The organism is Paraburkholderia azotifigens (genome assembly GCF_007995085.1).
Lineage (GTDB): Bacteria > Pseudomonadota > Gammaproteobacteria > Burkholderiales > Burkholderiaceae > Paraburkholderia > Paraburkholderia azotifigens.
In genome coordinates this window covers 2,985,896-3,006,628 of the sequence record NZ_VOQS01000001.1, presented here as the reverse complement: position 1 = coordinate 3,006,628, position 20,733 = coordinate 2,985,896, and the positions used below count along the sequence as shown (strand labels likewise).

21 protein-coding genes and 1 pseudogene are annotated in these 20,733 nt (G+C 63.4%); 14 read left to right on the top strand and 8 right to left on the bottom strand.

Annotated features, from left to right (window positions below):
* Positions 1 to 84: 84 nt before the first annotated feature.
* From pcaF to paaK, 4 genes and pseudogenes are all read left to right on the top strand, one after another.
* Positions 85 to 1,287, top strand: coding sequence for a 3-oxoadipyl-CoA thiolase (gene pcaF / locus FRZ40_RS13480; RefSeq protein ID WP_147234372.1), 1,203 nt, complete (start codon positions 85 to 87; stop codon positions 1,285 to 1,287).
* A 43-nt stretch (positions 1,288 to 1,330) separates the two neighbouring features.
* A pseudogene (paaG, locus tag FRZ40_RS13475) lies at positions 1,331 to 2,121 on the top strand (2-(1,2-epoxy-1,2-dihydrophenyl)acetyl-CoA isomerase PaaG).
* Between the two features lies 1 nt (position 2,122).
* Entirely contained in the window at positions 2,123 to 2,584 is a 462-nt protein-coding gene (gene paaI, locus FRZ40_RS13470) for a hydroxyphenylacetyl-CoA thioesterase PaaI (protein ID WP_147234371.1), read from the top strand.
* Between the two features lie 75 nt (positions 2,585 to 2,659).
* The gene (gene paaK / locus FRZ40_RS13465) at positions 2,660 to 3,964 is read left to right on the top strand and encodes a phenylacetate--CoA ligase PaaK (RefSeq protein WP_147234370.1); all 1,305 of its coding nucleotides are present in this window, start codon (positions 2,660 to 2,662) and stop codon (positions 3,962 to 3,964) included.
* Between the two features lie 96 nt (positions 3,965 to 4,060).
* Here the strand turns inward: paaK and mltA are convergent, their stop codons facing one another.
* Positions 4,061 to 5,293, bottom strand: a complete 1,233-nt coding sequence (mltA, locus tag FRZ40_RS13460) for a murein transglycosylase A (protein WP_147234369.1) — start codon at positions 5,291 to 5,293, stop codon at positions 4,061 to 4,063.
* Here mltA and FRZ40_RS44380 point away from each other — a divergent pair.
* A complete protein-coding gene (locus FRZ40_RS44380) occupies positions 5,202 to 5,387 on the top strand; it encodes a hypothetical protein (protein ID WP_167528627.1) in 186 nt (61 codons plus the stop codon). The two genes, mltA and FRZ40_RS44380, sit on opposite strands and share 92 nt — an antisense overlap.
* 24 nt (positions 5,388 to 5,411) lie before the next feature.
* On the opposite strand, the gene apaG is transcribed toward FRZ40_RS44380, so the two are convergent.
* Positions 5,412 to 5,786: a Co2+/Mg2+ efflux protein ApaG gene (apaG, locus tag FRZ40_RS13455; RefSeq protein ID WP_028369623.1), complete on the bottom strand. Its 375-nt coding sequence runs from the start codon at positions 5,784 to 5,786 to the stop codon at positions 5,412 to 5,414.
* Between the two features lie 268 nt (positions 5,787 to 6,054).
* Here apaG and rpe point away from each other — a divergent pair, with 268 nt between their 5' ends.
* Both rpe and FRZ40_RS13445 read left to right on the top strand, forming a co-directional pair.
* Positions 6,055 to 6,738, top strand: coding sequence for a ribulose-phosphate 3-epimerase (rpe, locus tag FRZ40_RS13450; protein WP_147234368.1), 684 nt, complete (start codon positions 6,055 to 6,057; stop codon positions 6,736 to 6,738).
* 1 nt (position 6,739) lies between these two features.
* Entirely contained in the window at positions 6,740 to 7,468 is a 729-nt protein-coding gene (locus tag FRZ40_RS13445) for a phosphoglycolate phosphatase (protein WP_147234367.1), read from the top strand.
* A gap of 132 nt (positions 7,469 to 7,600) precedes the next feature.
* Here the strand turns inward: FRZ40_RS13445 and FRZ40_RS13440 are convergent, their stop codons facing one another.
* Positions 7,601 to 7,840 (bottom strand): hypothetical protein, encoded by a 240-nt coding sequence (locus tag FRZ40_RS13440; RefSeq protein ID WP_147234366.1) that lies wholly within the window; start codon positions 7,838 to 7,840, stop codon positions 7,601 to 7,603.
* A 43-nt stretch (positions 7,841 to 7,883) separates the two neighbouring features.
* On the opposite strand from FRZ40_RS13440, the gene trpE reads away from it, so the two are divergent.
* The 6 genes from trpE (at position 7,884) to FRZ40_RS13410 (ending at position 13,401) form a co-directional block, all read left to right on the top strand.
* Positions 7,884 to 9,377 carry an anthranilate synthase component I gene (gene trpE / locus FRZ40_RS13435; RefSeq protein WP_028369627.1) on the top strand — a complete coding sequence of 498 codons (1,494 nt, stop codon included), beginning with the start codon at positions 7,884 to 7,886 and terminating at the stop codon, positions 9,375 to 9,377.
* A gap of 12 nt (positions 9,378 to 9,389) precedes the next feature.
* Positions 9,390 to 9,977 (top strand): aminodeoxychorismate/anthranilate synthase component II, encoded by a 588-nt coding sequence (locus tag FRZ40_RS13430; protein ID WP_147234365.1) that lies wholly within the window; start codon positions 9,390 to 9,392, stop codon positions 9,975 to 9,977.
* Between the two features lie 17 nt (positions 9,978 to 9,994).
* Complete coding sequence (trpD, locus tag FRZ40_RS13425) at positions 9,995 to 11,026, top strand: anthranilate phosphoribosyltransferase (protein ID WP_028369629.1); 1,032 nt, start codon at positions 9,995 to 9,997, stop codon at positions 11,024 to 11,026.
* Positions 11,027 to 11,044: 18 nt separating this feature from the next.
* Positions 11,045 to 11,830, top strand: a complete 786-nt coding sequence (trpC, locus tag FRZ40_RS13420; protein ID WP_028369630.1) for an indole-3-glycerol phosphate synthase TrpC — start codon at positions 11,045 to 11,047, stop codon at positions 11,828 to 11,830.
* Between the two features lie 30 nt (positions 11,831 to 11,860).
* Positions 11,861 to 12,496, top strand: a complete 636-nt coding sequence (locus tag FRZ40_RS13415) for a CYTH domain-containing protein (protein ID WP_028369631.1) — start codon at positions 11,861 to 11,863, stop codon at positions 12,494 to 12,496.
* Positions 12,497 to 12,585: 89 nt separating this feature from the next.
* Positions 12,586 to 13,401, top strand: coding sequence for a uracil-DNA glycosylase (locus tag FRZ40_RS13410; protein WP_147234364.1), 816 nt, complete (start codon positions 12,586 to 12,588; stop codon positions 13,399 to 13,401).
* A gap of 100 nt (positions 13,402 to 13,501) precedes the next feature.
* On the opposite strand, the gene FRZ40_RS13405 is transcribed toward FRZ40_RS13410, so the two are convergent.
* From FRZ40_RS13405 to FRZ40_RS13390, 4 genes are all read right to left on the bottom strand, one after another.
* Positions 13,502 to 14,098 carry an FMN-dependent NADH-azoreductase gene (locus FRZ40_RS13405; protein WP_028369633.1) on the bottom strand — a complete coding sequence of 199 codons (597 nt, stop codon included), beginning with the start codon at positions 14,096 to 14,098 and terminating at the stop codon, positions 13,502 to 13,504.
* A 151-nt stretch (positions 14,099 to 14,249) separates the two neighbouring features.
* Positions 14,250 to 16,043 carry a M61 family metallopeptidase gene (locus FRZ40_RS13400; protein ID WP_147234363.1) on the bottom strand — a complete coding sequence of 598 codons (1,794 nt, stop codon included), beginning with the start codon at positions 16,041 to 16,043 and terminating at the stop codon, positions 14,250 to 14,252.
* 110 nt (positions 16,044 to 16,153) lie between these two features.
* Positions 16,154 to 16,879, bottom strand: coding sequence for a DsbC family protein (locus FRZ40_RS13395; protein ID WP_147234362.1), 726 nt, complete (start codon positions 16,877 to 16,879; stop codon positions 16,154 to 16,156).
* 173 nt (positions 16,880 to 17,052) lie between these two features.
* Complete coding sequence (locus tag FRZ40_RS13390; RefSeq protein WP_028369636.1) at positions 17,053 to 18,225, bottom strand: UbiH/UbiF family hydroxylase; 1,173 nt, start codon at positions 18,223 to 18,225, stop codon at positions 17,053 to 17,055.
* 407 nt (positions 18,226 to 18,632) lie between these two features.
* On the opposite strand from FRZ40_RS13390, the gene ychF reads away from it, so the two are divergent.
* The gene (gene ychF, locus FRZ40_RS13385) at positions 18,633 to 19,730 is read left to right on the top strand and encodes a redox-regulated ATPase YchF (protein WP_147234361.1); all 1,098 of its coding nucleotides are present in this window, start codon (positions 18,633 to 18,635) and stop codon (positions 19,728 to 19,730) included.
* Between the two features lie 578 nt (positions 19,731 to 20,308).
* Here the strand turns inward: ychF and FRZ40_RS13380 are convergent.
* Entirely contained in the window at positions 20,309 to 20,683 is a 375-nt protein-coding gene (locus FRZ40_RS13380; protein WP_275670995.1) for a helix-turn-helix domain-containing protein, read from the bottom strand.
* Positions 20,684 to 20,733: the final 50 nt, after the last annotated feature.

Here is a 20,733-nt window from a genome sequence, read left to right as displayed (position 1 = left end):
GACTGAACATTCGCCGGACGTCGATCTAACATGCAGTCCAAGGGCCGGCTCACTTGCCAGCCCTCTCTTCGCAGGAACTCCGACATGACTGACGCTTTTATCTGTGACGCGATCCGCACTCCCATCGGCCGCTACGGCGGCGCACTGAAAGATGTCCGCGCGGACGACCTGGGCGCAGTTCCGATCAAGGCACTGATCGAACGGAATCCGGGCGTAGACTGGCGCGCGCTCGACGACGTGATCTACGGTTGCGCGAATCAGGCAGGGGAAGACAACCGCAACGTGGCACGCATGTCCGCGTTGCTCGCCGGTTTGCCGACAGACGCTCCGGGCGCAACGATCAACCGGCTCTGCGGATCGGGCATGGACGCGGTCGGCACGGCAGCCCGAGCGATCAAAGCGGGCGAAGCAAGTCTGCTGATCGCGGGCGGCGTCGAAAGCATGACGCGCGCGCCGTTCGTGATGGGCAAGGCAACGTCGGCCTTCTCGCGGCAATCGGAGATTTACGACACGACCATCGGCTGGCGCTTCGTCAACGCGCACATGAAGCGCGCACACGGCGTCGACTCGATGCCCGAAACAGCAGAAAACGTCGCCGTCGACTTCAACATCAGCCGCGCCGACCAGGACGCGTTCGCGCTGCGCAGCCAGGAGAAAGCGGCGCGTGCACAACGCAACGGCACGCTTGCGCAGGAAATCGTGCCTGTCGAGATTCCGCAAAAAAAGGGCGACCCGGTGCGCGTCACGCTCGACGAACACCCGCGCGAGACGTCGCTAGAAGCGCTAGGCAAACTGAAGGGCGTTGTGCGTCCGGATGGCTCCGTAACGGCGGGTAACGCATCGGGTGTCAATGATGGCGCATGCGCTCTTCTGATTGCCAGCCGGGAAGCCTCTGAACAGTACGGCCTGCGTCGCCGCGCCCGCGTGCTCGGCATGGCAACGGCCGGTGTCGAGCCGCGCATCATGGGCATCGGCCCGGCGCCCGCCACTCAGAAGCTGCTGAAGCAACTCAATATGACACTCGACCAGTTCGACGTGATCGAACTCAACGAAGCATTCGCGTCGCAAGGTCTGGCCGTTATGCGTCAACTCGGTTTGCGCGACGACGATCCGCGTGTGAACCCGAACGGCGGCGCTATCGCCCTGGGTCACCCGCTCGGCGCTTCCGGTGCGCGTCTGATTACGACGGCGCTCTATCAGCTCGAACGCACCAATGCCCGTTACGCCCTGTGCACAATGTGTATCGGCGTCGGCCAAGGCATCGCGCTCGCCATCGAGCGCGTCTGAGCGACCCGACATCCGAAATCACATGGAGACGAGGAGACAATCGATGCCTTATGAAGCGATCCGCGTAGACATCGACGCGACCACGCGCGTCGCCACCGTGACGCTAAACCGCCCCGACAAGCTGAACAGCTTCACGCGCGCGATGCACGATGAACTGAGCGCTGCGCTCGACGAAGTCGAGGCATCCGGTGCTCGCGCTCTCGTGTTGACGGGCGCGGGCCGCGGGTTTTGCGCCGGTCAGGATCTCGCCGATCTCGACTTCACGCCGGGCGCCATGACAGATCTTGGCGACCTGATCGACAAGCACTTCAATCCCTTGATCCGCCGCCTGCAGGCGCTGCCGCTGCCGGTCATCGCCGCCGTCAACGGTACCGCGGCAGGCGCAGGCGCGAACCTCGCGCTCGCCTGCGATCTGGTGCTGGCTGCGCGTTCTGCCAGCTTCATTCAGGCATTCGTCAAAATCGGCCTGGTGCCCGATTCCGGCGGCACGTGGTTCCTCCCGCAACGCGTCGGCATGGCTCGCGCATTGGGGTTGGCGATCACGGGCGACAAGCTCAGTGCCGAAAAGGCGGAAAGCTGGGGCTCATCTGGCAAGTGGTCGACGACGCCGAACTGCAGGCAGCGGCTGGCAAGCTCGCCACACAGCTCGCGCAACAGCCCACGCGCGCGATCGCGGCCATCAAGCAGGCCATGCGATCGGGCGCAACGCAAACACTCGAGCAGCAACTCGATCTAGAACGCGATATGCAGCGCGAACTCGGCGCCTCATATGACTACGCGGAAGGTGTCGGTGCGTTCATCGAAAAACGTACACCGCGCTTCGAGGGCCGCTGACATGTCCACGCAACCCAACTTCAGCAACGCAATGACGCCCGACGAACTTGCCCGCGCAACGGCCGAAGCCATGTATGCGAACGACGCCTGCAGCAAGGCGCTCGGCATTGAAATCCTCGAAGTGCGCGCCGGTTACGCGCGCCTTCGCATGAAAGTACGGCCCGACTTTCTGAACGGTCATCAGATCTGTCATGGTGGCCTGATGTTCACACTGGCCGACTCGGCATTCGCGTTCGCCTGCAACTCATACAACATCAATACCGTCGCAGCGGGCTGCTCGATCGAGTTTCTGCGCCCTGTGCAGGGTGACGACCTCCTCACTGCAGAAGCAGTCGAGCAGACATTGAGCGGCCGCAACGGTATCTACGACATTCGCGTGACGAATCGCGCAAACGAGACCGTTGCGATGTTTCGCGGCAAGTCCGCGCAGATCAAAGGCACGGTGATCCCCGTCGACAACTGACGGGCAGCTTCACCCCTTCAAGTAATTGCGTCGCCTTTCGCGCGGCATCCTATTCTGAAAGCAAGGAGACATTCGATGACTACCCCGCTCCCGCTCGACCCGATCGAAAAGGCGAGCCGCGACGAACTCGCCGCGCTGCAGCTCGAACGGCTGAAATGGTCGCTGACACACGCGTACGAAAATTCACCCGTCTATCGGCGTAAGTTCGACGAAGCGGGCGTGCACCCGTCCGAACTCAAGACGCTTTCCGATCTGTCGCGTTTCCCGTTCACCACCAAGAAGGATCTGCGCGACAACTATCCGTTCGGCCTGTTCGCCGTGCCGCAAGAACAGATCTCGCGAATCCACGCGTCGTCGGGAACGACGGGCAAGCCGACCGTCGTCGGCTACACCGCGCGCGATATCGACAACTGGGCGAATCTCGTCGCGCGCTCTATCCGCGCGGCTGGCGCGCGACGTGGTGACAAGGTGCATGTGAGCTACGGCTATGGCCTCTTCACGGGCGGTCTCGGCGCGCACTACGGCGCCGAGCGCGCGGGCCTGACCGTTATTCCCTTTGGCGGCGGACAAACCGAGAAGCAGGTGCAACTGATTCAGGACTTCCGTCCCGACATCATCATGGTGACGCCGAGCTATATGCTGTCGATCGCCGACGAGCTGGAACGCCAGGGTGTCAATCCCAGGGATTGCTCGCTGCGCATCGGCATCTTCGGCGCGGAGCCGTGGACCAATGACATGCGCCGCGCGATCGAGGAACGCATGGGCATCGACGCCGTCGATATTTACGGCCTGTCGGAAGTGATGGGACCGGGCGTCGCGTCGGAATGCGTCGAGACCAAAGACGGTCCGACGATCTGGGAAGACCACTTCTATCCAGAGATCATCGATCCCGAAACGGGCGAAGTGCTGCCCGACGGCGAACTGGGCGAACTCGTGTTCACATCGCTGACGAAGGAAGCGCTGCCCATCATCCGCTACCGCACGCGCGACCTCACGCGTCTGCTGCCCGGCACGGCACGCACGATGCGTCGCATGGAGAAGATCACCGGCCGCTCGGACGACATGATGATCATCCGTGGCGTCAATGTGTTCCCGACGCAGATCGAAGAATTGCTGCTCAAGCAGAACGCGCTCGCGCCGCACTATCAGATTGTGCTGACGAAGGAAGGTCCGCTGGACGTGATGACGCTGAACGTCGAGCCATGTCCGGAAACCGCGCCCGACTCGGCCGCACTGTCGGCCGCGAAGCAGGCGCTGGCGTACGACATCAAGGCGTTGATCGGGGTCACGGCGAACGTGGTGCTGCTCAGCGTGAACGGAATCGAGCGTTCGGTGGGCAAGGCGCGTCGAGTGATCGACAAGCGCAAGGTGGGCGCGTAAGCGTCGATGCGGACGATGATCGGCTGACAGAAAAGCAAAGCCCGGCGGCGGTGACATCCGCCGTCGGGCTTTTCAGTTACAGGCAGCCGCTCTGTCTCAAGAGTTGGGCAGCAGCAGCCACATGCGGCCGGCCTGCTTCATCTTGCCGGCCAGATCCCCCGCTTCATCGCCGAGTCCCCAGAAATAATCGGCTCGCACCCCGCCTTTGATCGCCGAGCCTGTGTCCTGAGCAAACACCAGACGATTCATCGGAGAGTTCGTCAGCGGACGCGTCGTCTGCAGAAAAACGGGCGTTCCGAGCGGAATCGACGCCGGATCGACGGCAATCGATCGCTCCGGTGTGAGCGGCACGCCAAGCGCGCCGATCGGACCATCGGCGCCACCCGACGGCGCCGCTTCATTCGACGGCATCTCGCGGAAAAATACAAAGCGCGGATTGGTGTCGAGCAGCGCATCGACACGCGTCGGGTTGGCGCGCGCCCAGCCCTTGATCCCTTGCATGGTTGCCTGCGCCGGCGTCAGCTCGCCGCGGTCGAGCAGCCAGCGGCCAATCGACTTGTACGGCTGATTGTTCGTCCCGCCGAAGCCGACCCGCATCACGCTGCCGTCTTCCATCACGACGCGCCCCGAGCCTTGCACCTGCAGGAAGAAGGCCTCGATGGGATCGTCGACCCAGACCAGTTCGTTGCCGTTCAGCACGCCCGCGCGTTCGAGTTGAGCGCGCGCCGGCATCGGAGAACCGGGGCGATACGCCGAGGGCCAACGGTACAGGGCCGTCTGATACACGCCATGACGCACGCGCGATCCGCGCAGCAGCGGCTCGTAGTAGCCTGTCACGAGTCCGTCGAGCGTCCCGTCGGTGTTCGCGAACTGGAACGGCGTGAAGTAGGTTTCGAAGAAGGTGCGCGCGCTAGCCACGTCCAGATCGTCCAGCATCAGCGCGGCTGCGCAGGCGCGCCGCCATGTCGGCTGGGTCGCGAGGCGCGCACAGTTCTGGCGCAATGCCGCAGAGGCGCCGATCAGCGAATCGTCCTGCCAGCCCGGCACCTGTTGCCAGGCAACGGCCGTCAGCCGCTGCGAAGCTACCTGGCCGGGGATGATCGCGGCGCCCGTCGGCGGCGAAACGGAAGGACGCACCACGCCACCGCCGCCGCACGACGCCAGCAACGCGGCCAGTGACAAGGCGCCCGCCCAGGCAGCGGCCCGGCGGGCAAAGCGCATACAATGATTGTTCTCGATGGAAACTGCCATGTCTGATCTGTTCGACGAATACCCGATGCTCATCTTCGCGCTGGAGTCGCTCCTCGCGCTTTTCCTGCTGATTTTCATCGTTGTGTGGACAGCGTCCGGAAAGAAAAAGAATGCCGCACGCCAGAAGCAGGACGCAAAACAGATCCCGCCGCAGCAACAGCCGCGTCGCTAACTGACTGCGCGCAGCACTTTCGGTTCAATGCAGCGTGCGCGGCATGCGCAGAACGAACTCCGGCACGGGCGCGTCCCAGCGCTCGCCATCTTCCGCGACGCAGAAATACTCGCCGCGCATCGTTCCGACGGGTGTCGCGATCACCGCATAGCTCGTGTACTCGAACTGCTCGCCCGGCTTCAGCAGCGGCTGATGCCCGACCACACCCAGACCTTTCACTTCCTGAACGCGATTTTCGCTATCCGTAATCACCCAATGTCGCGCGATCAGTTGCGCGGTCACCTGGCCTGTGTTGCGAATGGTGAGCGTGTAAGCGAAAGCGTATTTCCGGTGCTCCGGGTCGGATTCTTCGGCGATATACCGGACCTGGGAAGCGACGCTGAATTCGTACTGACTCATGCTGATTCCGATGGTGAGCGAAGCGCGCGATGGATTCGCGCGAGGCCGTGTTCTGGCGGCTCGCGCTTGGATGGCGGCGTGCCGGCACAGGGCGTTGACATGGTTTGGCATTCTGCTTGATGCGGCGCAGGCCCGCAACCGCATCGGCCAACCGGACAAGGCTGGGGCAGATTGCGCCAATCATCCTGCGCCCGTCGTGCGTCCGAGGCTGCGACGCGCCTGCCAGCGCTAAAATAGCGCTTTTCTGTCTCCCGGCCCACCCCACGCCATGACTCAATTCCGCATCGCTCCCAGCATCCTGTCCGCCGACTTCGCGCGGCTCGGCGAAGAAGTCCGCAACGTCGTCGCCGCAGGCGCCGACTGGATTCACTTCGATGTGATGGACAACCACTATGTGCCGAACCTGACGATCGGCCCGCTCGTGTGCGAAGCGATCCGCCCGCACGTGCAGGTGCCCATCGACGTGCATCTGATGGTGCGCCCCGTCGACCGCATCGTCCCCGACTTCGCGAAAGCCGGCGCGAATGTGATCAGCTTCCATCCGGAAGGCTCGGACCACATCGACCGCACGCTGTCGCTGATCCGCGATCACGGGTGCAAGGCCGGCCTCGTGTTCAATCCCGCAACGCCGCTGAATTATCTCGATCACGTGATGGACAAGGTGGATCTCGTGCTGATCATGTCGGTGAATCCGGGCTTCGGCGGGCAGTCGTTCATTCCCGAGGCGCTGAACAAGCTGCGTGAAGCCCGCGCGAAAATCGACGCGTACAAGGAAAAGACCGGCCGCGACATTCACCTCGAAGTGGACGGCGGCGTGAAGGCCGACAACATCGTGCAAATCGCGGCGGCGGGCGCGGACACGTTCGTGGCGGGCTCAGCGATTTTCGGCCACCCCGACTACAAGGCGATCATCGACAAGATGCGCGGCGAACTGGCATCGGTCGAGCGCTGATATGGACGCGACGCCTCGTTACCCCGCTCCCGCGTTCACGGCCGGGAAGATCCGCGCGGCGATCGTCGATCTCGACGGCACGATGGTCGATACCGCCGACGACTTCACGGCGTCGCTGAACGGCATGCTCGCCCAGTTCGACGCGGAAGAAACCACACGCGAAGAAGTGATCGACTATGTCGGCAAAGGATCCGAGCACCTGATCCGCAGCGTGCTCGCGCCGCGCTTCGAGGACGGGCTGGCGCAGTCGCGCTTCGACGAAGCGCTCGCGATCTATCAGGAGGAGTACGCGAAGATCAACGGTCTGCACACGCGGCTCTATCCCGACGTCGAAGCGGGCCTGATCGCGCTGCGCGACGCAGGCCTCGTGCTGGCGTGCGTGACCAACAAGCCGCATCGCTTCGCGAAACAACTGCTCGAGCATCACGGGCTGCTGCGCTACTTCAGCGTCGTGCTGGGCGGCGACAGCGTCGCGGCGAAAAAGCCCGATCCGCTGCCGATGCTGACGGCCTGCGAACGGCTCGGCGTGTCGCCGCGGGACGCCGTCGCGATTGGCGATTCGCAGAACGATGCGTTCGCAGGCCGCGCCGCCGGCATGTCGACGCTGACTGTGCCATATGGCTATAACCACGGCGAAGCTGTGCAAACCATAAAATCGGATGGTATAGTTGTGTCGCTGTTGGGCGCCGCCAAGGCGATCGCAGCGCACAATGCAGCAAATGAGCAGTAAAACGAGCGCCGCTCAGGCGGCACTTAATCATTCGACTTAAAAAAGTCTTCCTCATGTTTCTGAATAAAAAACGGAGTCTGAGCACGATCGACCGGGGAGCCTGGCCCTGGCGTCGCTGGTCGCGCTGATACCTCACCCTGAGGTACGCTGAAGCTCGTCTTTGGCACCCGTTTTTTCATTCGCTGCGCTTTCGCGCTTTTCCCGAACTGCCGGTTTGACCGGCGCAACCTCGCTGTATCGAGTTTCAGCTAGCCGTCGCGTACCTTGCGTACTATCGTCGTGCTGTGAAGCCGTGCATGCGTCGTCGGGAAAGCGCGCGCCGGTTTCTTTACCTGTGACGAGCACATTCGACCGGTAACGCAGCCATGCCATGTCCGGCGCACCACACCGCCGGACACACGAACAGGATCGGAACATGACCGAACTCGAATTTCAGTCCCTCGCGAACGAGGGCTTCAATCGCATCCCGCTGATCGCCGAAGCGCTGGCCGACCTCGAAACGCCGCTCTCGCTGTATCTGAAGCTCGCACAAACCGAGCGCAATGGCGCGAACTCGTTTCTGCTCGAATCGGTGGTGGGAGGCGAACGCTTCGGCCGCTACTCGTTCATTGGCCTGCCCGCGCGCACGCTGATCCGCACGAGCAACGGCGTGACGGAAGTGGTGAAGGACGGCAAGGTCGTCGAGACGCACGACGGCGATCCGCTCGAATTCATCCAGCAGTTCCAGAAGCGCTTCAAGGTCGCGCTGCGTCCGGGTCTGCCGCGTTTCGCGGGCGGTCTGGCCGGATACTTCGGCTACGACGCGGTCCGCTACATCGAAAAGAAGCTCGCGCACACGGCCCCGCCCGACGATCTGAATCTCCCCGACATCCAGCTGCTGCTGACGGAAGAAGTCGCCGTCATCGACAACCTCGCGGGCAAGCTGTACCTCGTGATCTACGCCGATCCGACGACGCCCGAGGCCTACACGCGCGGCAAGCAGCGTCTGCGCGAACTGAAGCAGCGTCTGCGCACGACCGTGCAGCCGCCCGTCACGTCGTCGAGCGTGCGTACTGAAATTTTCCGCGAGTTCAAGAAGGACGATTATCTTGCCGCCGTGCGCAAGGCGAAGGAATACATCGCCGCGGGCGAACTGATGCAGGTGCAGGTCGGCCAGCGTCTGACCAAACCGTACCGCGACAATCCCCTCTCGCTGTATCGCGCGCTGCGTTCGCTGAATCCGTCGCCGTACATGTACTACTACAACTTCGGCGAGTTCCATGTGGTCGGCGCGTCACCGGAAATTCTGGTGCGTCAGGAAAAGCGCAACGAAGACCGCATCGTCACGATCCGCCCGCTGGCAGGCACGCGTCCACGCGGCAACACGCCCGAGCGCGACGCCGAGCTCGCTACCGAACTGCTGAACGATCCGAAGGAAATCGCCGAACACGTGATGCTGATCGACCTCGCGCGCAACGACGTGGGCCGCATCGCGGAAATCGGCTCAGTGGCCGTGACCGACAAGATGGTGATCGAAAAGTACTCGCACGTGCAGCACATCGTCAGTTCCGTCGAAGGCAAGCTGAAGCCGGGCATGACCAATTTCGACGTGCTGCGCGCGACGTTCCCGGCGGGCACGCTGTCGGGTGCGCCGAAAGTGCGCGCGATGGAACTGATCGATGAACTCGAACCCGTGAAGCGCGGCCTGTACGGCGGCGCCGTCGGCTATCTGTCGTTCACGGGCGAGATGGATCTCGCCATCACGATCCGCACCGGCGTCATCTGCAACGGCAACCTGTATGTGCAGGCGGCAGCGGGCGTGGTCGCCGACTCGGTGCCCGAATCCGAATGGCAAGAGACGGAAAACAAGGCGCGCGCCGTGCTGCGCGCTGCCGAGCAGGTCCAAGACGGCCTCGATAGCGACTTCTGACGGAGACTGACCATGCTGCTGATGATCGACAACTACGACTCGTTCACCTATAACCTGGTCCAGTACTTCGGCGAACTCGGCGAAGACGTGCGGACCTACCGCAACGACGAAATCACGCTCGACGAGATCGCGAAGCTCAATCCCGAGCGCATCTGCCTGTCGCCGGGACCGAGCAATCCGCAACACGCGGGCATCACGCTCGACGTGCTGCGCGAATTCTCCGGCAAGTATCCGATACTCGGCGTGTGCCTCGGCCATCAGGCGATCGGCGAAGCGTTCGGCGGCCGTGTGGTGCGCGCGCAGACCATCATGCATGGCAAGGTGAGCCAGATCGAAACCGACTGTAAAGGCGTGTTCGCCGACCTGCCGAAGCATTTCACCGTTACGCGCTATCACTCGCTGGCCATCGAGCGCGAGTCGCTGCCCGATTGCCTCGAGGTGTCCGCATGGACCGACGACGGCGAAATCATGGGCGTGCGTCACAAGACGCTCGCGGTGGAAGGCGTGCAGTTCCATCCGGAATCGATCCTGTCGGAACACGGCCACGCCCTGCTCGAAAACTTCGTGAAGCAGTCGAAAACTGCGGCACGCAGCGTCTGAATAAAAGAGGAGACGTCATCATGATTACGCCCCAGGAAGCGCTGCAACGCACGATCGAGCACCGCGAGATTTTCCACGACGAGATGCTGCACCTGATGCGCCTCATCATGCGCGGCGACATGTCGCCCGTGATGGCGGCCGCGATCATCACCGGCTTGCGCGTCAAAAAAGAGACCATCGGCGAAATCACTGCGGCCGCCACGGTGATGCGTGAGTTCGCACGTCACGTCGACGTGCAGGACAACTCGAACTTCGTCGATATCGTCGGCACGGGCGGCGACGGCTCGCATACGTTCAATATTTCGACGGCCACGATGTTCGTGTCGGCGGCGGCGGGCGCGAAAGTCGCGAAGCACGGCAATCGCGGCGTGTCGAGCAAGTCGGGCAGCGCCGACGTGCTCGAAGCGCTCGGCGTCAACATCGATCTGCAGCCGGAACAGGTGGCGGCATCGATCGCCGAAACGAGCATGGGCTTCATGTTCGCGCCGAACCATCATCCCGCAATGAAGAACATCGCGCCTGTGCGCCGCGAACTCGGCGTACGGACCATCTTCAACATCCTCGGGCCGCTGACCAACCCCGCCGGCGCGCCGAACCAGCTGCAAGGCGTGTTTCACCCGGACCTCGTCGGCATTCAGGTTCGCGTGATGCAGCGTCTCGGCGCACAACATGTGCTGGTCGTGTATGGTATGGACGGCATGGATGAGGTGTCGCTGGGCGCGGCGACGCAGGTCGGCGAACTGCGTAACGGCGACGTGACCGAATATGAGATTCACCCCGAGGACTTCGGCATGCAGATGGTGTCGAACCGCACGCTGAAAGTGGCGGACGCGACGGAGTCGAAAGTGCTGCTGCTCGAAGCGCTCGACAACAAGCCGGGCGTCGCGCGCGAAATCGTCACGCTGAACGCGGGCACCGCGCTGTACGCGGCGAACGTCGCGGATTCGATCGCCGACGGCATCCTGCTGGCGCGTGAGGCGATCGCGAGCGGCAAGGCGCGCGCGAAAGTCGACGAACTGGTCCGCTTCACGCAGCAGTTCAAGCATTGATCAAGTAACGGAATTCACATGAGCGATATTCTCGACCGCATCATCGGCGTCAAGCGCGAAGAAGTGCGCGCCGCGCAGCAAAGCGCACCGCTCGAAGAGCTGCGTCTGCAGGCATCGTCGCGCGATCTGCGCGATTTCGTCGGCGCGATCCGCGCGAAACACGAGGCAGGTCTCGCGGCCGTGATCGCCGAGGTCAAGAAGGCGAGCCCGTCGAAAGGCGTGCTGCGCGACAACTTCATCCCCGCCGACATCGCGCGCTCGTACGCGACGCACGGCGCGGCGTGTCTCTCGGTGCTGACCGACGTGCAGTTCTTCCAGGGCAGCGCGCAGTATCTGGAAGAAGCGCGCGCCGCGTGCCAGTTGCCCGTGCTGCGGAAGGACTTCATCGTCGATCCGTATCAGATCCTCGAAGCGCGCGCGATGGGCGCCGACGCGATCCTGCTGATCGTCGCCGCGCTCGAAACCTCGCAGATGCAGGATCTCGAAGCGTACGCGCATTCGCTCGGTCTCGCGGTGCTCGTGGAAGTGCACGACAAGAACGAACTGGTCGAAGCATTGACGCTGAAGACGCCGCTGATCGGCGTGAACAACCGCAATCTGCGCACGTTCGAAACGTCGATCGACACCACGCTCGGCCTGCTCGAAATGATGCCGGAAGATCGCATTGTCGTGACCGAGTCGGGCATTCTGTCGCGCGTCGACGTCGAGCGGATGCGCGCGATGGACGTGAACACGTTCCTCGTCGGCGAGGCGTTCATGCGCGCCGAAGAGCCGGGCGCGGAACTTGCGCGAATGTTCTTCTGAGTCCGGCGAACGTCGAAAGCGAGTCAGGCGATGGGCATGGAACACGAGATCAAGCTGGCGCTGCCGACCGATCAGGTCGGCGCGGCGACGCAATGGTTCATTCAGCGCGCGGGCGGCGCAGGCCGCACGATCACGCTGGAAAACAGCTATTTCGACACGCCGTCGCTGACGCTCGCGCGCGCGAAAAGCGCCGTGCGCGTGCGCCGCACGCCGGACGGCTGGCTGCAGACATACAAGACGGTCGGCACGTCGAATGACGGCTTGCATAGCCGGCACGAGTGGGAAATGCCCGTCGAGGGCAACGCGCTCGAAATCGACACGCTGCTCGAAGCGTGCGACGACGAGCGGTCGAAAGCCGCATTGCAAAGTGCGCGCGACGAACTGATTCCGCTTTTCAGCACGAACTTCTCGCGGACAATCTGGCATGTGAGCGTCGACGGCGCCGATATCGAAGCGGCCATCGATCAAGGCGAGATTCTCGCCGACGTGAACGGCGAACAGCGCCGCGCGCCGATCTGCGAAGTCGAGCTGGAATTGAAGCACGGCGACGCGAGCGCGCTGAACACGTTGTCGGCGGAACTGGCGAACGCCGTCCACGGCCTGCGTCCCGATGACGTGAGCAAGGCGCAGCGCGGCTATCGTCTGCGCGAAAGCGGCTCGAAGTAGCCCGCAACGCGGGCAGAACGCGGCAACGAACATGCTGGCGAACGCGACGAACCTTGAGCGCGTCCGCGTTTACTGCCACACTGCCCGCCATGAATTCCGCCAAACGCTCCCGCACGCCGCCGACGCAACCGTCGCTGTTCACCGACGACGACAGCAGCGCCGCCACTCCCGCTCCCACCGCCGACATCCAGACGCTCGAATCGCAATTCGAAGCCTTGCCGCCAGCATGGCGCGCGCATCTGAAGCCCTTCATCGACAGCGACACGTACGCGCCGCTGTGCCGTTTCGTCGACGGTGAACGAGCAGCTGGCAAGACCGTCTATCCCGCCGACGTGTTCCGCGCGCTGCGCCTCACGAGTCCCGACGACGTCAAGGTCGTGATTCTCGGCCAGGATCCGTATCACGGCGAAGACCGCGGCACGCCGCAGGCGCACGGACTCGCGTTTTCGGTGCCGCCGTCAGTGCGGCCGCCTCCGTCGCTGCGCAACATCTTCAAGGAAATCGCCGCGAGCCTCGGTTATGAAACACCGCAGCACGGCTGCCTCGACGCGTGGGCGCGCCAGGGCGTGCTGCTGCTCAACACGGTGCTGACGGTCGAACGCGATCGCGCGGCGAGTCACGCGAAGCGCGGCTGGGAAAAATGCACCGACACGCTGATCCACGAACTCGCGATGCGTCACGAAGGGCTCGTATTCATGCTGTGGGGCGCGCACGCGCAGGCGAAGCGCGCGCTGCTCGATGGCAAGTCGCATTGCGTGCTGGAAGCGCCGCATCCTTCGCCGCTGTCCGCGCATCGCGGTTTTCTCGGCTGCCGGCATTTCGCGCTCGCCAACGAATTTCTCGAAGCGCACGGTCGTCAGACTATCGATTGGCGTTTGCCCGAAACGGGCGAAGTCTTCGCCTGAAAAACGCGCTGCGCGTCAAACACAACGCACAAGGCTCAAAAAGCAAAACGCCACGGAATCGAGATTCCGTGGCGTTTTCTATTGAACGAGCGTCGCGTGCTTACGCCGTGGCGATCGCTTCGCGCGCGCCGGCCAGTGCCGCGCTCGCTGCGTCCGGGCCCATGTTCAGGCCTTCCGCGTAGATGAAGTTCACGTCCGTCATGCCGAGGAAGCCCAGGAACGTCGTCAGGTAAGGCGTCTGCGAGTCGCCCGGCGTGCCGACGTACTTGCCGCCGCGTGCCGACACCACGAACACCTTCTTGCCCTTCACGAGGCCTTCCGGACCATTCGCGCCGTACTTGAACGTGATGCCGGCGCGAGCGATGAAGTCGAAGTACGTCTTCAGTTGCGACGAGATGCCGAAGTTGTACAGCGGTGCGCCGATCACGACGATGTCGGCGGCTTGCAGTTCGGCGATCAGCGCTTCGCTGCGCGCTGCGATCGCTTGCTGCTCGGCCGTGCGCTGTTCTGCCGGCGTGAAGAATGCGCCGAGAATCGCGTCGTCGAGGTGCGGCAGCGCGTCTTCGTGCAGATTGCGGACGACGACTTGCGCGCCCGGATTCGATTGTTGCAGCTTTGCCGTCAGTTCGTTGGCGAGCAGCGTCGATTGAGCGCCTTGCGAGCGAGCCGACGAGTTGATTTGCAGGATCGTGGTCATCTGTGACTCCAGTGAGGGGCGCGCTGTGTTGCGCGAGTGGAACCATTGTGTTTTTTTACCCGACCTGGAAAAAGTAGCGCGGCGGCGAAGGATTGTTGCAACCATGGAACAATCCGCCGCCGGGCTTTGCCTCTATAAATGAGGCCGGCTGTTATTTGCCGCCGAGCCAGCGCTTGCGCGCAGTCACGGCGGACGCCCGCTTGTCGTTCGAGGCGAGCTTGTAGCGCGAGACTTCCGGCGCATCCAGCCTGACCTGCGCGACGCGCAGCTCGTCGCGCCGGAACGCGTGCACCTCGACCTTCGCGCCCGGCTGATAGCGCGACAGCAGTGTGTCGAGATTCGAGCCCGTCACGCGCAGGCCGTCGACGGCGATCAGCACGTCGCCCGCCGACAGTCCCGCCTTCTGCGCCGCGCTGCCGTCGTGAACGGCCGCCAGCGTACAATCCGCGCCGCCGCGCACGCGCGCGCCGAGCGACGGCTTGCCCTTCGGATCGACGTCCGGCTCGACGGTCACGCCGAACGGCGCGAGCAGCGTGTCGAGCGGCAGATCGCGCGTGCCGCGCACGCCTTCCGCGAAAAGATCGGACAAATCGGCGCCCGTCGCTTCGGCGAACAGCGCCTCGACGTCGGATTCTTCGATGCCCTGCCCTTTGCCCTTGTAGAAATCGCGGCCGTAGCGCTGCCATAGCAGGCGCATCACGTCGTCGAGCGATTTGCGGTTCTGCGTTTGCGCGCGAATCGTCAGATCGAACGCGAGCGCGACGAGCGAGCCCTTCGTGTAGTAGCTGACGACCGCGTTGGCGGCGTTCTCGTCCTGGCGGTAGTACTTGACCCACGCGTCGAACGAGCTTTCGGCGACCGTCTGCTTCAGACGCCCGCTGCCGCGCAGCACGCCGCCGATCGTCTTGCCGAGCAGTGTGAAGTACTCGGTATCCTTGATCAGACCGCTGCGCACCAGCATCAGGTCGTCGTAGTACGACGTGAAGCCTTCGAACAGCCACAGCAGCGTCGTGTAGTTCTCTTGCGTCAGATCGTACGGCGCGAACTTCGCCGGCTTGATGCGCTTCACGTTCCACGTGTGGAAGTATTCGTGGCTGCACAGCCCGAGATACGTGCGATAGCCGTCCGTCGTCTCGTCGCGGCCCGTGACGGGCAAATCCGAGCGGTTGCAGATCAGCGCCGTTGACGCGCGGTGTTCCAGCCCGCCGTAACCGTCGGTGACGGCCTGCGTCATGAACACGTAGCGGTCCATCGGCGCCTTCTTCGAGCGCGGCTCGAACAGCGCGATCTGCGCTTCGCACACGCGCTTCAGATCCGCCGACAGCCGCGCCATGTCCAGCCCGATCACTCGCCCGGCGATCACGATGTCATGCGGCACGCCGTGCGCCTTGAATGTGGCGAGTTCGAATTCGCCGAGCGTGACGGGATGATCGATCAGTTCGTCGTAGTTCTGCGCCGAGTATTCGCCGAAGCCGTAACGCTTCGTGCCGCGCGCTTCCGCGAGCGCCGTTGCGACGCGCCAGTTGCGGAATTGCGGCCCCGCGGGCTTCTGGATATCGACGACGCAAGGAGCCTCTTCGAAGCCGAGCGGCGACAGGAACACGCTCGTGCCGTTGAAGAAGCCCGTCGTGTCGTCGAGATGCGCGGCACGCACCGACATGTCCCACGCGTAGACCTCGTAGCGCAGCGTCAGCGCGCCCTTCACGGGCGCCGCCTGCCACGCGTGCTTGTCGGTCTTTTCGACGCGCACCTTGCGGCCCGCGTCGTTGAATGCGCGCAGTGTGACGATGTTGCGCGCGAACTCGCGGACCATGTAGCTGCCTGGAATCCACACGGGCAACATGAAGCGCTGGCCCGCCGGATCCGGTTCGGCGACCGTGACGGTGACTTCAAAGAGATGGGCGGCGGGTTGCTTCGGAACGATGGCGTAGCGGATCGGCTTCATCGGCGCTCGTGTGTGGAAACGGGTGAGGAGATTCGGCGGGCTTAAAAACACAGGAGGCGCCGCGCGCCTCCTGTCAAACACATTCAGACGATTTCAGACGATACGCGCACTCAGCGCACCGACGACAACGCCTTGTCCAGCTCGTCCGCGGGCACTGCGCCCGGCAGGCGGCGGCCATCGGCGAGAAATACGGTCGGCGTGCCGCTCACGTTCATCGACTGACCGAGCGCGAGATTCTTGTCGATCGCGGCGGTGTCGCAGGTGCCCGGCGCGGTCGGCGCGCGGTGATCCTGCATCCACGATTCCCACGCCTTCGCGCGGTCGGCGGAACACCAGATCGACTTCGACTTCACCGTCGAATCCGGCGACAGCACGGGGTACAGGAAGGTATAGACGGTGATGTTGTCCATCGACTTCAGCGTCGTTTCGAGCTGCTTGCAGTACGGGCAGTTCGGATCGGAGAACACGGCGATCTTGCGGCTGCCGTTGCCCTTCACCACTTTCACCGCGTTCGCGAACGGCAGGCTCGCGAAATCGATGCGGTTGGTTTCGGACAGGCGCGCTTCCGTCAGGTTCTTGCGGGTCTTCGAGTCGACTATGTCGCCGAGAATCAGATGGTCGCCCGTCGCGTCGCTGTAGATGATCTGCGAGCCGAGGTTCACTTCGTAAAGCCCGTCGATGGGTGACTTCGACACGCTCTTGATGGTCGCTTCGCTCAGACGCGATTGCAGCGTCGACTTGAGCTTGTCGGTGGTCTGGTCGGCCTGCGCCGAACAGCCGAGGCCGATGGTCGCGACGGCCAGCGCCAGCGCGGCGATACGGATCCGTTTCTTCATGCTGCTGCTCCTGATTCGGTTCGGCGCGCGGCCGTTTGCCGCTCGTTTGCGCCTGTGTTCGCCTGTGTTCAAGTTCCGCGCACCTTGCGCAGATGGTATGCCTTGTGATCGATCCTGTCAGACGTGCGCGTCGCCGCGCGGTTCAAAGCGGCGCGCCGTGCGTCGATGCGTTATCAGCCCAGCGCCGCCGACACAAGCCAGCGTTTGATCAGCGGCTGCGCGCCGACGAACGCCATGCCCGTATTGCGGACCGCGCGCGCGATATTGCCGGGCAGCCCGAACAGCTTTTGCAGGCCGTCGGTGGCAATGGTCAGCGCGCGAATGTCCTCGCTGCGCGAACGCTCGTAGCGGCGCAACAGCACCATGTCGCCGATATCGCGGAACGCCTCTTTCTTCGCGATCACATCCACCAGCGACGCCACGTCGCGCAAACCCAGATTCATGCCCTGACCGGCGAGCGGATGAATGAGATGCGCGGCATCGCCGACCAGCGCGACGCGCGGCGCGACCAGCCTGTCGACGGTTTGCAGCGCGAGCGGAAAGCCTTGAGCCGGCGTTACGCATTCGAGCGTGCCGAGCGCACCCATCGTCGCGCGCTCGACTTCCGCCGCCAGTTGCGCCGGATCGAGCTTGACGAGCGTGTTCGCGTGATCCGTCAGCGCCGACCAGACGAGCGACACATGACCGTTCGGCAGCGGCAGCAGCGCGACGATCTCGCCGTCGCGAAACCACTGATAGGCCGTCTCGCCGTGCGGCCGCTCCGCCTTGAAGTTTGCGACGACGCCCGTCTGCCGGTAATCGCGCCGGTTCGCCTTCGAGCCGATCTGCGCACGCACCCACGAATGCGCGCCGTCCGCGCCGACCACGAGGTCGGCTTCGAGCACGTTGCCGTTCGCGAGGCCGATCGTCGCGCCGCCCGTCTTGACATCGAGCCCCTGCGCGCGCGTGTCGAGCCACGTGAGGTTGGGCTGGAAACGCAGCGCGGCGTCGAGCGCATGTTCGATCAGCGACGATTCCGCGATCCACGCGAGCTGCGGCACGGAAGCCTGAAACGCCGAAAAATGCAGTTCGGCGTGCGCATCGCCGTAGACCCGCATGTCGTACACGGGCGCGATCCGCGATGCGTCGAGTGCCTGCCACACACGCAGGCGTTCGAGCAGCGCCTGCGAACTCGCGGACAGCGCGTAGACGCGCGAGTCGAACACGGCGTCGGCGGGCAGCGGCTGGCAGTGCTGCGCGAGCAGCGCGACGCGCAGGCCGCTCTGTGTCAGCGCGAGCGCCGCCGTCTTGCCGACGAGCCCGCCGCCGATCACGGCGACGTCGAAGGACTGATGGTGAGCATTCATCCGGCCATTATAGCCGCGAGGGGTGGCGGGGACGGATCGGCGGGGCCGCCTTTCGGGGGCATTCTGGCTTTGTTTGACGAGGGATTGATGCAGGTCGGGCACGAATTCCGTCGATTGTGGACGACACGGCCGTTGCAGGCCCAAGACGGTCAGCACGCCCTGCCGATCCTCCACTGCCGCGAATGCGCCGCCGGACAGGGTTACAATTGCGGTTTTCGGTTATCCGGCACCCCGGCGCGCGTTGGCAGCGCGGCGGGCGTCTTGCGACAGTCCGCCTGTGCCGCGCCATCCGGCGCGAACAGATTGGCGGGCCGCAGCCGGCATCGCGTCGCGCTGCGCGCAGCCTGTGCGGCAAAGTCCGCTCCGTTCGCCGAAGCCTGTCACCACCTGATTTGTAGAGAACCTTCATGAGCCTCAAATGCGGCATCGTCGGCCTGCCTAACGTCGGCAAGTCCACCCTGTTCAACGCGCTGACCAAGGCGGGCATCGCCGCCGAAAACTATCCCTTCTGCACGATCGAGCCGAACGTCGGTGTGGTCGAAGTGCCGGACGCGCGTCTGAAGGCGCTCTCGGAAATCGTCAAGCCGGAGCGCGTCGTGCCTGCCGTCGTCGAGTTCGTCGACATCGCGGGTCTCGTCGCGGGAGCTAGCAAGGGCGAAGGCCTCGGCAACCAGTTCCTCGCGAACATCCGCGAAACCGACGCGATCACGCACGTCGTGCGCTGCTTCGAAGACGAAAACGTGATTCACGTCGCGGGCAAGGTCGATCCCGTGTCGGACATCGAAGTCATCAACACGGAACTCGCGCTCGCCGACCTCGCGACGGTCGAAAAGGCGCTGACGCGTTACGCCAAGGCCGCGAAGTCCGGCAACGACAAGGAAGCGGTGAAGCTGGCCGCCGTGCTGGAAAAGGTCCGCGTGCAGCTCGACCAGGCCAAGCCGGTGCGCGGCCTCGATCTGACGGAAGAAGAGCGCCTGCTGATCAGGCCGTTCTGCCTGATCACGGCGAAGCCGGCCATGTATGTCGCAAACGTCAAGGAAGACGGCTTCGAGAACAATCCGCATCTGGACGCGGTGCGCAACTATGCGGAATCGGAGAAGGCGCCCGTGGTCGCGGTGTGCGCAGCGATCGAAGCGGAAATCGCCGATCTCGCCGATGAAGACAAGGAAGTGTTCCTCGCCGACATGGGCATGGACGAGCCGGGCCTGAACCGCGTGATCCGCGCAGGCTTCAAGCTGCTCGGTCTGCAGACGTACTTCACGGCTGGCGTGAAGGAAGTGCGAGCATGGACGATCCATATCGGCGATACCGCGCCGCAGGCAGCGGGCGCGATTCACACGGACTTCGAACGCGGCTTCATTCGCGCGCAGACCATCGGCTTCGACGACTTCATCACGTACAAGGGTGAACAAGGTGCGAAGGAAGCGGGCAAGATGCGCGCCGAAGGGAAGGAGTACGTCGTGCATGACGGCGACGTGATGAACTTTCTGTTCACCCGCACATAAGGGGGTATGGACATCCACCCCAGAACTTGGTGCCTATGGACATCCGCCACGGTTCGCCACCCATCGTCTGAAGCGCCATCGCAGATAGGTTCACCCGCAATCCGCGACGGGCGAACAGCGACTACATAGGACGTCGAATCCGTCGGCCGTCGCCGTCTCACTGCTCGTAAATAAAATAAAGGCAAGCCGGCAAAGCCGGCGCGTCAGGCTCAAGTGTGTGCAACTTCGGAACCGCCCTCAGGGCGGCTGTCCACACCCTTGTGGTGTGGGCAGCGAAGTTGTGCACACGGGGAACTGCCACAGGCCGATGTGGACCATCGGTTCGAGTGTCAGGCGCTGGCACTGCGAAGCGGGAAGCTCAACAGGTTGCTCCCAAAGCTCGCATTTGCTCGTCTCAACTGTCCGGTCGAAAACACGATGGACGGCATCTCTGATTACGCAAAGGTTCGTTTGCTACCGCTCCTGTCGCCGACAAATACGCGCCGCGAATCTGTTTTCGTTCACTCGCGATTCGCAGTCGAGATGAAGGCGCTCCGCCCAACGTACTTGGTTTTTTTCATTCTCCCATTTCTTATCGCTTAACCGCGACGCCGGCCTTTCGCGCCGCTTTTTCCGTTCCGCTCTTTCTCGAAGCTGTCGGCCTGTGTCTCCGGTACATGGTTTGCCTCCATCGGAATCCGCCTTCGAGGCCCTCTCCGTACGGGTTCGGGCATTTCGGTAGGGACAGCGAGGAGTTCGACCTCTTCGACGCCAAGAGCTGCGGCTACAACGATAAGCGTATCCAGTCCCAAGTTCAGAGTCCCGCGCTCAAGTTGGCTTATGTGGGTCCGATGAAGGCCAGCACGGTCCGCCAGAGCCTCCTGGGACATGCCGAGCTTGCCGCGCAAGATTTTTATGTTGGTTGATATGCGCGTACGAAGTTCGTCGCGACGGTCATTGATGTTCGCTGCCATATGAGGCAGGAGCATCAGGCAGTGAAGAGTAAATATCTACAGCATATAAT

Bases quoted from the DNA above. Each gene is read 5' to 3' on its own strand.
- FRZ40_RS13415 (WP_028369631.1), top strand. From the start codon at position 11,861: ATGGGCATGGAACACGAGATCAAGCTGGCGCTGCCGACCGATCAGGTC.
- FRZ40_RS44380 (WP_167528627.1), top strand. From the start codon at position 5,202: ATGGAAACTGCCATGTCTGATCTGTTCGACGAATACCCGATGCTCATC.
- FRZ40_RS13430 (WP_147234365.1), top strand. From the start codon at position 9,390: ATGCTGCTGATGATCGACAACTACGACTCGTTCACCTATAACCTGGTC.
- FRZ40_RS13440 (WP_147234366.1), bottom strand. From the start codon at position 7,840: ATGGCATGGCTGCGTTACCGGTCGAATGTGCTCGTCACAGGTAAAGAA.
- trpC (WP_028369630.1), top strand. From the start codon at position 11,045: ATGAGCGATATTCTCGACCGCATCATCGGCGTCAAGCGCGAAGAAGTG.
- mltA (WP_147234369.1), bottom strand. From the start codon at position 5,293: ATGAAAATCAGCAGGAAAAGCGCGAGGAGCGACTCCAGCGCGAAGATG.
- trpE (WP_028369627.1), top strand. From the start codon at position 7,884: ATGACCGAACTCGAATTTCAGTCCCTCGCGAACGAGGGCTTCAATCGC.
- paaI (WP_147234371.1), top strand. From the start codon at position 2,123: ATGTCCACGCAACCCAACTTCAGCAACGCAATGACGCCCGACGAACTT.
- FRZ40_RS13410 (WP_147234364.1), top strand. From the start codon at position 12,586: ATGAATTCCGCCAAACGCTCCCGCACGCCGCCGACGCAACCGTCGCTG.
- FRZ40_RS13390 (WP_028369636.1), bottom strand. From the start codon at position 18,225: ATGAATGCTCACCATCAGTCCTTCGACGTCGCCGTGATCGGCGGCGGG.
- paaK (WP_147234370.1), top strand. From the start codon at position 2,660: ATGACTACCCCGCTCCCGCTCGACCCGATCGAAAAGGCGAGCCGCGAC.
- FRZ40_RS13395 (WP_147234362.1), bottom strand. From the start codon at position 16,879: ATGAAGAAACGGATCCGTATCGCCGCGCTGGCGCTGGCCGTCGCGACC.
- apaG (WP_028369623.1), bottom strand. From the start codon at position 5,786: ATGAGTCAGTACGAATTCAGCGTCGCTTCCCAGGTCCGGTATATCGCC.
- ychF (WP_147234361.1), top strand. From the start codon at position 18,633: ATGAGCCTCAAATGCGGCATCGTCGGCCTGCCTAACGTCGGCAAGTCC.
- FRZ40_RS13400 (WP_147234363.1), bottom strand. From the start codon at position 16,043: ATGAAGCCGATCCGCTACGCCATCGTTCCGAAGCAACCCGCCGCCCAT.
- FRZ40_RS13380 (WP_275670995.1), bottom strand. From the start codon at position 20,683: ATGGCAGCGAACATCAATGACCGTCGCGACGAACTTCGTACGCGCATA.
- FRZ40_RS13405 (WP_028369633.1), bottom strand. From the start codon at position 14,098: ATGACCACGATCCTGCAAATCAACTCGTCGGCTCGCTCGCAAGGCGCT.
- pcaF (WP_147234372.1), top strand. From the start codon at position 85: ATGACTGACGCTTTTATCTGTGACGCGATCCGCACTCCCATCGGCCGC.
- rpe (WP_147234368.1), top strand. From the start codon at position 6,055: ATGACTCAATTCCGCATCGCTCCCAGCATCCTGTCCGCCGACTTCGCG.
- FRZ40_RS13445 (WP_147234367.1), top strand. From the start codon at position 6,740: ATGGACGCGACGCCTCGTTACCCCGCTCCCGCGTTCACGGCCGGGAAG.